Genomic DNA, 11,976 nt, shown 5'->3' with positions numbered 1-11,976 from the left:
TTCCTGCTTTATTTTATAGAAAGCTTCTGTTTGATATGGTTGCAATAGATGTTAAGAATGTTAATATCACTCACTGCACTCAGGGTTCGCGATCCAACAACATCTTCAATTTCGTTAAATAATAAATTTCCATCCTTACTAAGCAGGAAGTCAATACCGACCATATCAAAGTCAAAATGTTGAATGATGCGGTGAATCATTGCCGATTCCTGTTTGTTCAGCGAATACCAGACCGCTGATCCGCCAAGTTTATAATTTGCGCGGAAATCATTGTTGCTTTCCCTTAGAACCGCACCAACAATATCCTTGCCAAGCCTAACATTACAGGCTTGGATAATAATTGAACTGGAAACGGTTCCTTTGTGGTATTCCCATGCCGGTTGATTGTCGATATAATAGACTTGTTGACCGCTCCGTCCGCCTACTTCTTTCATGATAACAGGAAACGAAATCGGCGGTTTAACGGGTATACTTTGAGGTTCGAGAAAAACTGTATCAACCATGGGAATCCCAAGCATACTCAGACATTGATGGGTTAGTGCTTTATTATTACACATGGCTGAAATTTGTGATGCATTAAAAACTGTTACCCCCAGGGATTCCAATTGCCGGCTTAACACATAATCAATCGTTCGACTAACCGCGTAGTCAGGCAGTTGCACCGGTTCATTTTTTAAAAGGATGGTACGTTTTTGCTGCATAATACCAATTGTTAAATCTTCCCGATAAACGAGCTGGAGTGACATGTCCGCAAACTGCGCTTCTTTGATAAACCAATCAATATATGCTTGATTTTTGATCGCATCAGCTTTTTTATATAACAGCCATCCATTGAATTTCATGGGGCATAAACTCCTTACCTAGCGAAATTGCTCGCGAATGTGCTGGATAATAAAATCGGCAACATTAATGTTTGTACAATCGTACATATTGCGAATGTGGGCATTTGAGTTGATTTCACAAATAATTGGTGTCTTATCCGGTCCGAATAATAAATCCACGCCGGCAAAATCTGCACCGATTGCTTTGGCGGCAGCTACGGCAAGTTTCTTCTCCAGATTGGCTGGCTGATAGGCCTCCATCGTACCACCTGATGTTATATTGGCACGGAAATCGTTAGTGGCATGACGGGTCATCGCAGCGACTACCTTATCACCGACAACATGTAAACGCATATCGGTTCCACAGCTAGCAGCGATAAATTCTTGAAAAATAAACGGCCGGCCGGCTATATCCTTTATTTTGTTCTGTATTTCCTGTTCGTTATGTACAAGGTATACCTGTTCGCCAAAGGATCCATATGCTTCCTTGATAATCATTGGCAACCCCAACTGATTAATAATATCTGACAGGTTTTCAAATGGTTTTACTGGTGAACCGGGAAAAATTTTGGGCGCGACAATTGTTTTGGGAATCGGCAGTTGTTGATGTGCCAATACTTGATAGGTAGCGATTTTATCATCACTTATTTCAATTGCTTTTGCACGATTAAAGACACGGACACCCAGTAATTCCAGCTGCTTGGCTAAATAGATATCTTTATCTGTAAATATAACGAAATCAGGTAATGCTGTCTCACCAAGCAGACGCTGTTGTTGTCCACCCAAATAAGTAAGCAGCTCATTATTTTGATAAATGTACGTTTCAATCCCTTGTTTATTGGCTGCACGTTTCAACCATTGGGCAAAATCAAGGAATTTATTTCCGGTTAAATGTCCGTTATAAATAATCCATCCAGTTAAGCGCATCATTATGTTCCTTTCTAATGATTTATTTGGTATTTTTTAGATTAAATTATTGCTATAATAGGTATGTTATTTTTACAGTATTGATCGGAAAAGCGGTGTGCATATGTTTGACAACTTCGAGCAGGTAACAAAGTTTTTTTCACAGCGAAAGCAATTTGGAATTAAGCCAGGACTTCATCGCATGCAACAATTATTACAATTACTTGGTAACCCGCAAAACAAACTGCGGGCAGTTCATGTTGCCGGAACTAACGGAAAAGGTTCCACCATTCATTTCCTAAAAGATGGACTAAAGGCTAGCGGTTATCGTGTAGGTGTGTTTACCTCGCCAAGTTTTTGCGGATTAACAGGTTACATCTGGATTGACGATTCTTCCATAACCGAAGCTGCCTTGATTCGATTATTAAACGACATGTATCCAGCCATTCGAATGCTGGATGAGCAGAATAATCATCCAACCGAATTTGAAATTATTACAGCACTGGCTTTTGTTTATTTTGTCAATCGGGTAGACATTGCGATCATTGAAACAGGTATGGGAGGCAGGGAAGATACAACGAACTGCTTTACCCCTATATTATCTATTATAACAAATGTAGCGCGGGATCACATGGCTTTTCTGGGTGACACCATACAAGAAATTGCTGCCCATAAAGCGGGAATTATTAAACAAAACAGGTCAGTAATTGTTGGTGTGCTGGAACCGGCAGCATTGGCGGTAGTTAAACATGAAGCACAGCGAAAACATGCCAGTATATATCAATTAACCAAGGACTTTTGGTTAACTGGAACCGAACAGACAGATCATTCATCTATGTCTTTTGTTTGGACAGATGGAACCGTAAATCGGCATGTTTCCTTGACAATGAAGGGTCAACATCAGCAACAAAATGCAGCACTTGCTATGATGGCTTTAACCTTATTAGAGCGCAATCAATACCAAATCGATTGGAAAAAAGCAATTCATGCAATTGGTCATACCCATGTTGCTGGACGATTTGAATTGGTCAGGCAGCACCCATCTGTCATTATCGATGGGGCCCATAATATTGCAGGTACGGCGTCGTTTATTCAAACAATGCTAAAACACTATCCGGACCAGGAACGACACTTGATATTCGCTGGTTTTAAAGATAAAGAATTAGTGAAAATGTTATATCGGTTAAAGCCTTATTTCGCATCGATCACCTTAACATCTTTTGACCATCCAAGGGCAATTGCGGCAGCTGCTTTATATGAACTAACAGATGACCGGACATTTGCTGTAAATGCAGACTGGCGTGATGTTGCAAGAAAATTAAATGAACAAACGGATGCTTGTTTCTTTTTCACCGGATCACTGCATTTTATTTTGGAGGTTCGCAAGTACTTTTTACAGGAATAGCAGTATTCGACTTGTTTAACGATCTTCTTGGGAATGATGACAAATTATGTTGAACGTTTTTTTACAAGACTGACAAAACTCGCCTTACTTTTTCATATAGCTGTGCTAGAGTTAGATAAAGTAAAACCTCAATTAGTAGAGGAACGCAGCAAAGTGAGGGGAGACCGTGAAAATACGAAAACCAGTCATTATTTGGATGAAACGCAAACAATCGAAAGTGGGACAAGCAAAGCAAGATCGTCACCCGGCAATCCGTGATGAACAGGCATCTACAATAGATAACGCCAAAAGTAATTCTGCTTCTGCATTTGATCGACATCGACCCCATTCATTTCAAAATAAGCATGGAGCATCCAAGCTATTTGGAAAAGGTATGAAAAGTAAAATAAACCTTAAAACAATTGTGACTGCCATTATTTCAGCTGTTGTCATCGGATTATGTCTCGGTTTTATTATGCTAAATATGTTTGATGGAATTGGTCATCAGGCAAGTGGTGAAATGGGTGACGATAATTTGGCTAATACGGGAAATGCAAATTCCTCAGAAGCAGCTGGATCTGGTGATACTTCTTCTTTTTCTTTGGAACCATTACATGCATTTGTATTACAGGCAGGTGTTTTTTCAGGTGAAGAAAATGCTAATAAATGGGCCGCAAAGTTTGAGGATGCAAACCATCCGGTGATGATATGGCCACGGGACGATCAATTTACGTTATTAGCCGGGATTGCAGATTCAGAGACAGAGGCAAAAACACTGGCTGACAGCTTTTCGAATGCTACGATTTATGTGAAGGAGTGGAGTACAGATGAGGTCAGTATAAATGTAACATCTGCTGAACAGAAGTGGTTGGAGTCATTTGTCAGTTTATGGGGTGATTCAGTAAACAGTCAAACAGAATTAGCTACTGATAAATGGAAAAAGTTAATTGATGACTTTCCCAAGCAGGCACCGGTCATTGGCTCGATGAAACAACCACTAACAGAATCATTTCAAATGGTTACAGATGAGAATAGTACTACCACGGGACAAAAATTTCTGTTGGAACAATGGTTGCAATATGAAAAAATCGGAAAATCCGGGAAATAAATTAATAAGAATCAAGCAAAAACAGGTATGTAAAAAATACCTGTTTTTGTATTTTCGGGGTATTGTAAGGCTTGATTTTGAAATTTTGGTCTAAGCAAAAATGACGTTTTAACTATTGATATATCCGACAAAATGGGATTTTACCAATTTGTTGGAACAGTCGGATTAGCGGTATGATAAAAATATAAATCTGCAAGGAGTGATGTTTGTGGCATCAACATCAATCATGATTAAAGATGTACCCAGGGAAGACCGGCCGCGAGAACGTTTATTGAAACTTGGGCCAGGACAATTATCAAATCAAGAACTATGTGCGATTTTACTCGGGAGTGGTACAAGGGAAGAATCAGTCATGGTATTGGCTCAGCGTTTAATCAGTCATTTTGAAGGATTGCATTTGTTAAAAGAGGCAACGATTGAGGAGTTGACAACGATTAAGGGAATCGGCCCCGCTAAAGGAGTACTGCTTCTGGCGGCGTTTGAATTGGGAAAACGGATGAATCAATATACACCGAATGACCGTTATGTCATTCGGACGCCAAAGGATGGGGCGGACTACATTATGGAAGAAATGCGCGGATTGAATCAGGAACATTTTGTGGTATTGTTCCTTAATACAAAGAATCAAATTATCCACCGGCAAACCATATTTATTGGTAGTCTTAATGCTTCCATTGTTCATCCCCGTGAGATATTTCGCGAGGCCGTAAAACGCTCTGCAGCGTCAATTATATGTGCCCATAATCATCCCTCCGGTGACCCGTTAACCATAGTATAATAAATAATAGTAGTTAAAGTATTTAAAGAGGTGGGAACATGTGAAGGTTCAAAGGATAGAAGTGGAGAATAAGCCGTATCCATTGTATTTATTACTAGATAAAGAATACCAGCTAGTAGAACCAGTAATGAAATTTATTAAATACTTAGATAATACTGGTAAGTCTCCTAATACCATTAAAGCATACTGCTATCATTTAAAGTTGCTGTACGAGTTCATGGAACAGAGAGGTGTTATTCTTAATGATATTAACTTTGAGTTGTTAGCAGACTTCGTAGGTTGGTTGAGATATCCTTCAGCATCAAATGTAATTGATCTTCAGTCAAAAAAGCCATAAGAGAAGAAACGACAGTGAATACAATTTTAAATGTAGTTATGAGTTTTCTTGATTATTTAAGTAGATTAGGAGAATTTAAATCAATTGATGTATTTAAACAAGCAAAGGGAAGAAATTTCAAAGGATTTTTACATCATGTTAATAAGGGTAGATACCAAAAGAATGTCTTAAAGTTAAGGGTTAAAAAGAAACAGATAAGAACATTGAGATCAGAGGAAGTTAAGCAAATTATTGATGCTTGTCATACGAAAAGAGATAAATTAATTTTAATGCTTATGTATGAGGGTGGTTTAAGAATCGGTGAAGTGTTATCGCTTAGGCTTGAAGATATTGTCACTTGGGACAATCAAATCCATTTAACACCTAGAGATGTTAATGTTAATGAAGCTTATATTAAATTAAGGAAGGAAAGAACAATACATGTGAGTAAAGAACTTATGTCACTTTATACAGATTACTTGATATATGAGTATAGTGAGGAATTGGAGCATGATTATGTTTTTATTTCCTTAAAAGAAGGCTATTTTGGGAAACCACTAAAGTACCAAAGTGTTCTTGATCTAGTTAGAAGAATAGTTAAAAGGACTGGAATAGAATTTACATCACATATGCTTCGCCACACTCACGCAACGCAGCTAATTAGGGAAGGATGGGATGTTGCGTTCGTTCAAAAGAGATTAGGTCACGCACATGTTCAGACAACGTTAAATACCTATGTTCATCTTTCAGATCAGGATATGAAAAATGAGTTTAATAAATACCTCGAGAGAAAGGAGCATAAGAAATGAATGCTTCTAGTAAAAGGAAAATTATTAGTCAGAGTGAGATTAGCAAAAAAATAGCTGTAATGAATAAAGAAATGCAGGGGTTTTGGGCTAATAATAGTTGGGATATAAGAAAATGTCCACATCCTTCTGCCATAGAATTAAGTAAGAATCCTGCTTTAAGGAATCGTTGGGTTCGTTTTGAACGTGTTAAAAATCTGTGGTTAAGAACAGAATTGAAATATTTTTATTTTTACCATTTAAACAATGGAATATGGAATGCAAAAACTGTCTGGATTAGAAAAGGAACAGTAATTAATAAAATGTTAGATTTCTTAGATTTAAAGTATCCTAGCATTACTTCAATTACTGAAGTTCCTATTGAAAAAGCAATGACGGAGTATAGAACTTATTTGACAAAACGGGGTGTTAGAATTACCACTACTAATTATAAGATTACTGCTAATCAAGAAAAAACACCTGTAAAAGCTAATTCCTACTATGTTACTAATCTAAAACAATTTATGGAGTTTTATGAGAACTTTTATTTTGATGGAGAGGAGTGGGATAAAGACGTTTGGGATAGACGTAACTTACCTTTGCCAGATGATAAGGTTAACCCAACACAATATGAATATACAATTAACTTTAAAGGGTTTCGGAATACATATTTTAAACAACTTGTAAAAAGATATTGTAAGTTGAGATTGAACATGGATAGCTTTTCCTATGTAAGTGATATTGCCCAAAGACTTAAAGAGTTCTTTAATTTTCTGGACATGAAATTTAAACAAGTTCAGAGAGTACACCAATTAACGAGAGTGGAAATTGAAGCATATTTAAGTGAACTAAACATGATGGGAATAAAACCTAGTACAATAACTGGGAGGATCTCTATATTGGAAGGACTATTTAGTACCCTTCTTAGGCTAGAATGGGATGATGTTCCTTCCAAAATATTAATTTATTCTGAGGACTATCCGAAAATACCAAGAGCAAAACCACGCTTTATAGATGAATTCGTCCTAGAGCAATTGAACAGTCATCTTGATAAATTACCCGAATATATAGCTACGATGACTATGATTGTTCAAGAATGTGGAATGAGGATAAGTGAATTGTGCACCTTGAAAAAAGGCTGTCTATTAGAGGACAAAGATGGAGATTTCTTTTTAAAGTATTATCAATGGAAAATGAAAAAGGAGCATATAGTTCCAATATCTAAAGAGGTAGCTTTACTTATTAAAGTTCGGGAAGATAAAGTTTCAAAGGAATTTCCAGATAGTGAATACCTCTTTCCAAGAAAAGATGGATCGCCATTAAAACAAGAAACATTTAGAGGTGAGTTAAATAAATTAGCTTATGAGCAAAATATAGTGGATAAATCAGGTGAGATTTATAGATTCCATGCCCATGCCTTTCGCCATACAGTAGGAACAAGAATGATTAACAACGGGATGCCCCAGCATATTGTGCAGAAATTTTTGGGGCATGAAAGCCCAGAAATGACAAGCAGATACGCTCATATCTTTGATGAAACTCTAAAAAATGAATTTACTAAATTTCAGGAAAAACTGGTTACCAATAATGGAGATGTGCTTGATCTAGATGAAGATAATGAAGTCGATGATGTAGAGCTTCAATGGTTCAAGAAAAATATAAATGCACAAGTGCTTCCAAATGGTTATTGTAGATTGCCAGTAGTAGCAGGTGGTTGTCCACATGCGAATGCATGCTTAGATTGCACTCACTTCTGTACCAGTAAGCAATTCTTACCACAGCACGAAGAACAGTTAGAGCGTACAGAAGAGTTATTAGCCATAGCTAAGGATAAACAATGGCAAAGACAAGTAGAGACTAATAGCCGTGTTAAAGAGCGTTTAGAACAAATCATTGGAAGTTTGACGGGGTAATTATCAATGGATAAACAAGTTAGAAATACAACAGAAATTGTACGTTTGGCGAAGCAGAAATCAAAAAAGACAAGGGAAAAAGTAGACAAAGCGATTTCTAAATTTTCGATTGAAGGTAAAGTTATTAATTTTAATTCAATAGCAAAGGAAGCTAATGTTTCTAAATCATGGCTTTATAAGGAACACGATATTAGGCAAAGAATCGAATCCCTTCGTGAGCGTCAAATAACAGCAAATGTAGTCTCAAAACCCAAGAAAAGTTCTCGTTCGGAGGAAATCCTTATTAAAACCTTAAAAAGAAGAGTAATGGAATTAGAAAAAGAAAATAAAAAATTACAGAACCAAATTCAAAAATTATATGGAGATCTGTATAATAAAGAATAATTATTAATCTGTAGACAAATTGTGAAAGGATGTACTTAAACGCTAACGGTCAGCTTTATTGAACAGTCATTTAGGTATATGTCCAATCTAGGGTAAGTAAATTGAGTATCAATATAAACTTTATATGAACATAATCAGTTACGAGGTGAAATCATGAGCAATTTGATTAACGGAAAAATACCAAATCAAGCGATTCAAACATTAAAAATCGTAAAAGATTTATTTGGAAGTTCAATAGTTGGAGTATATCTATTTGGTTCAGCAGTAAATGGTGGTTTACGCATTAACAGCGATGTAGATGTTCTAGTCGTCGTGAATCATAGTTTACCTCAATTAACTCGAAAAAAACTAACAGAAAGACTAATGACTATATCAGGAAAGATTGGAAATACGGATTCTGTTAGACCACTTGAAGTTACGGTTATAAATAGGAGTGAAGTTGTCCCTTGGCAATATCCTCCAAAAAGAGAATTTATATACGGTGAGTGGCTCAGGGGTGAATTTGAGAATGGACAAATTCAGGAACCAAGCTATGATCCTGATTTGGCTATTGTTTTAGCACAAGCAAGAAAGAATAGTATTTCTCTATTTGGTCCTGATTCTTCAAGTATACTTGTCTCCGTACCTTTGACAGATATTCGAAGAGCAATTAAGGATTCTTTGCCAGAACTAATTGAGGGGATAAAAGGTGATGAGCGTAATGTAATTTTAACCCTAGCTCGAATGTGGCAAACAGTGACTACTGGTGAAATTACCTCGAAAGATGTCGCTGCAGAATGGGCTATACCTCTTTTACCTAAAGAGCATGTAACTTTACTGGATATAGCTAGAAAAGGCTATCGGGGAGAGTGTGATGATAAGTGGGAAGGACTATATTCAAAGGTGAAAGCACTCGTTAAGTATATGAAAAATTCTATAGAAACTTCTCTCAATTAGGCTAATTTTATTGCAATAACAGGTGCTTACTTTTAAAACTACTGATTTATTGATAAATATTGAACAATTTTTTGGGAAGAATAAAGCGTCCTCTTGTGAAATTAGAGAACGCTTTATTACTTTAATTTAGTGAAACAATTTGTAACTATTGAAAATAGAAAGAAATTGTTCCTTCGATAGTTTATTAATATTAGTGACATTTGCATGCTTCAAAGCCTGTCGGAATTGGTTTTTAGTGAAAAGAACACGATATTCACGGTTTACCCACTTATAAACAAAAGATCGATACTTTTTGTAGTCCTTCTTTGAAATCAATGGTTGATGTCGTTCAAGAACAATCAATACAGAGTCTACACTTGGCTTAGGATGAAAATATAGTGGTGGTACTTTTTTGAGCATTTTTATATCCATCTCCACCATTAATAGTAAACCCAAAGCTCGTTGCAGATTTTGCAATCTTTTCGCAAATCCCTTCTCAACGATAAGATAGCTATATTTAGCCTGACTTTCAAAGGTAATTCTTTTGACAATATCCGTACTGATGTTATAAGGAATATTACCATATATCTTATAGTTTATATGTTTTGGGAAGGAAAATTTTAGAATATCCGTTTGAATCACTTTTATATTCTCAGAGGGGTTTACCGCTTCTTTAGTCACTTGACATAAGCCTCCATCAATTTCTATAGCAGTAACTGATCGACTCATTTTGACTAGCTCTTTGGTAAAATGTCCTTTTCCTGATCCGATTTCTATTACGTTGTCTTGTTTACTGATATTCGTGTGATTCAATATTTCTTTTACATGCTTTTTAGAAGTAATAAAATTTTGCGTGTCTTTAGGGTTTTTCTGGTTCATTATAACCTTCTCCTTACTGGTTATAATGAACTGACATTAAGCGTTCATTATAACCAATTAATTTTGATTTGGTTGATAACGAACTTTATTAATAACAAATATAGAAAAAGTACCCATACTTTTATCTCCTTTCCATTTTTTTCATTATGAATCAGATAAAGTAATTTCTACTACTGCGATACTGGTGCACATAATTGAAACCTCCTTATGTAACTGAATATGATTGTATCATCTTTTCATTTTAGAATAAACCTTTATATGTAATTTTGCACTTGACACTTCAGATGGACGTTTTCTTCAAAATAATATGTTTTGAAACTTGATAAGAGAAGCCACTGTCTTTACTAAAAAGTAAAGGCTGCGATAAAGGACAGTGACTTTAATAAAGTTGCACTGTTGTATTGTCTTTGGATAAAATTGTCTAAAGGGAAGTTTTATCCCCAACGAAAAAACATCTAAAGTGGTAAGTAATGAAAGAATGTCGATAAAGTAGGAATGGGGGATCTTTTTGAATACAATAGAATCACAGTTTGATAAGGTTGCAGAAGATTACGATTTCGTGAATGAGCTTTTGAATGATTATTCATTCTTTGTGTCTAATATGTCTCCAAAGAAAGGCAGAGCATTAGATATCGGATGTGGCTCGGGTTTGTTAGTGGAGAAATTAGCAAGTTATTATGATGAAGTGGTAGGGATTGATATTTCTAATCAAATGCTCGATCTTGCCAAATCTAAACGTCAACTAACAAATACGGTCTATCTGAATATGAATGCAGAACAACTTAATTTTAATGAGAAGTTTGATTTTATTGTAAGCCGAACAACCTTTCATCATTTGGATGATATAGCCAGCGTAATACAGCAAATGAAGGAACTGTTGAATGAGGAAGGAAGAATAGTTATTCTTGATAATGTATCTGAAGTCGAGACACCGCCTACCTATGTTTATAAATTAGGGGCAATCCAAGAGTTTTTACCGCATTGTTTCAAATTTGGAATAAAAAATGCGATTAGAATTTATAATCACAACACATCTAAATCATGGCTTGAGCATTTAGCTTCAGATAAGTACCTATCTGAACAAAATTATTACGATTTATATGAAAAGTTGTTGCCTGGATGCCAATTCCATAAAATGGGTTGGGCAATGGGGGTTGTCTGGACAAAATAACTTAAAGCTGTGGCTTTGAAAAGTTGAATTTGTGATTGTTTTCAGAGCTATCGGGTGCTTTAGTATAAATAACAATGAATAAAAAATCAGCCTGTATCTTATGTTACTATTAAGTAATTTAAGATACAGGTTTTACTATTTTTGAAATAAGTACCTTCCACTTCAAATACATGTATTCAAAGTGAAAGTATTGATTTAAATGATTCTTTTGTAATTTACTCTTGATAAGATCCCTCCCCATCACAGGAAGATATCCATGTCACCAGAAGATTGGTTGAGTCGGGCAAGATGATCGGGATTGAACTATTGGATCATCTGGTGATCGGGGATCGAAAGTTTGCATCATTAAAGGAAAAAGGTTACCTGTGAAAAATTTGGTTGTCTCCCAACATTATACTATCTATTTCAATATTTTTTTCGTATAATATTAAAAGGACGTTCAAAAAGTCCGGTAAAAATGACATGCCCCTGCAAAAGGGGTATGCCGACGCCTGAGCGCAAGCCCGTTTTTAGTCGGCCTTCATTTGAAGAACTCGTTGGCGTGCTTTTCCGCTCCTCATGTACCTTTTATGTACACTCCGGTGCTCAAAGCTACGCCGCCTAGAACTTCTCGGTC

The 11,976-nt window shown here is 36.1% G+C and carries 11 protein-coding genes and 2 pseudogenes; 9 read left to right on the top strand and 4 right to left on the bottom strand.

Annotation, left to right across the window (positions count from 1 at the left end; genetic code table 11):
- Nucleotides 1-8: 8 nt before the first annotated feature.
- Both ABRT01_RS04465 and ABRT01_RS04460 read right to left on the bottom strand, forming a co-directional pair.
- A complete protein-coding gene (locus ABRT01_RS04465) occupies nucleotides 9-842 on the bottom strand; it encodes an ATP-grasp domain-containing protein (RefSeq protein ID WP_367746400.1) in 834 nt (277 codons plus the stop codon).
- 18 nt (nucleotides 843-860) lie between these two features.
- A complete protein-coding gene (locus ABRT01_RS04460) occupies nucleotides 861-1,751 on the bottom strand; it encodes an ATP-grasp domain-containing protein (RefSeq protein ID WP_367746399.1) in 891 nt (296 codons plus the stop codon).
- A gap of 100 nt (nucleotides 1,752-1,851) precedes the next feature.
- Here ABRT01_RS04460 and ABRT01_RS04455 point away from each other — a divergent pair, with 100 nt between their 5' ends.
- The 7 genes and pseudogenes from ABRT01_RS04455 to ABRT01_RS04425 all read left to right on the top strand — a co-directional run bounded on the left by ABRT01_RS04455 (nucleotide 1,852) and on the right by ABRT01_RS04425 (nucleotide 9,331).
- A complete protein-coding gene (locus ABRT01_RS04455) occupies nucleotides 1,852-3,132 on the top strand; it encodes a bifunctional folylpolyglutamate synthase/dihydrofolate synthase (protein WP_367746398.1) in 1,281 nt (426 codons plus the stop codon).
- 166 nt (nucleotides 3,133-3,298) lie between these two features.
- Entirely contained in the window at nucleotides 3,299-4,219 is a 921-nt protein-coding gene (locus tag ABRT01_RS04450; protein ID WP_367746397.1) for an SPOR domain-containing protein, read from the top strand.
- Nucleotides 4,220-4,421: 202 nt separating this feature from the next.
- Complete coding sequence (radC, locus tag ABRT01_RS04445) at nucleotides 4,422-4,997, top strand: RadC family protein (protein WP_483101572.1); 576 nt, start codon at nucleotides 4,422-4,424, stop codon at nucleotides 4,995-4,997.
- 40 nt (nucleotides 4,998-5,037) lie between these two features.
- Nucleotides 5,038-6,122: pseudogene (locus ABRT01_RS04440) on the top strand (tyrosine-type recombinase/integrase).
- Complete coding sequence (locus ABRT01_RS04435; RefSeq protein WP_367746395.1) at nucleotides 6,119-8,011, top strand: site-specific integrase; 1,893 nt, start codon at nucleotides 6,119-6,121, stop codon at nucleotides 8,009-8,011. The pseudogene ABRT01_RS04440 and the gene ABRT01_RS04435 overlap by 4 nt, the downstream one beginning before the upstream one ends.
- A gap of 6 nt (nucleotides 8,012-8,017) precedes the next feature.
- Complete coding sequence (locus tag ABRT01_RS04430) at nucleotides 8,018-8,395, top strand: DUF6262 family protein (RefSeq protein WP_000361059.1); 378 nt, start codon at nucleotides 8,018-8,020, stop codon at nucleotides 8,393-8,395.
- 153 nt (nucleotides 8,396-8,548) lie between these two features.
- Complete coding sequence (locus tag ABRT01_RS04425) at nucleotides 8,549-9,331, top strand: aminoglycoside nucleotidyltransferase ANT(9)-Ia (protein ID WP_000067268.1); 783 nt, start codon at nucleotides 8,549-8,551, stop codon at nucleotides 9,329-9,331.
- 126 nt (nucleotides 9,332-9,457) lie between these two features.
- Here the strand turns inward: ABRT01_RS04425 and erm(A) are convergent, their stop codons facing one another.
- Together erm(A) and ABRT01_RS04415 are read right to left on the bottom strand one after the other, a co-directional pair.
- Nucleotides 9,458-10,189: a 23S rRNA (adenine(2058)-N(6))-methyltransferase Erm(A) gene (erm(A), locus tag ABRT01_RS04420; RefSeq protein ID WP_001072201.1), complete on the bottom strand. Its 732-nt coding sequence runs from the start codon at nucleotides 10,187-10,189 to the stop codon at nucleotides 9,458-9,460.
- 57 nt (nucleotides 10,190-10,246) lie between these two features.
- A complete protein-coding gene (locus tag ABRT01_RS04415) occupies nucleotides 10,247-10,306 on the bottom strand; it encodes an erythromycin resistance leader peptide (RefSeq protein ID WP_010959190.1) in 60 nt (19 codons plus the stop codon).
- Between the two features lie 391 nt (nucleotides 10,307-10,697).
- Between ABRT01_RS04415 and ABRT01_RS04410 the strand changes: the two genes are divergently transcribed.
- Nucleotides 10,698-11,360, top strand: coding sequence for a class I SAM-dependent methyltransferase (locus tag ABRT01_RS04410; protein ID WP_001092058.1), 663 nt, complete (start codon nucleotides 10,698-10,700; stop codon nucleotides 11,358-11,360).
- A 228-nt stretch (nucleotides 11,361-11,588) separates the two neighbouring features.
- Nucleotides 11,589-11,729, top strand: a pseudogene (locus ABRT01_RS04405) (JAB domain-containing protein); the annotation flags it as partial.
- Nucleotides 11,730-11,976 lie beyond the last annotated feature (247 nt).

It is taken from the genome of Lentibacillus sp. L22 (genome assembly GCF_040812445.1).
Taxonomy (GTDB): Bacteria; Bacillota; Bacilli; order Bacillales; family Amphibacillaceae; genus Lentibacillus_C; species Lentibacillus_C daqui.
Note: the sequence above shows the minus strand (reverse complement) of the source record. Positions and strands in the feature narration are given on the sequence as shown.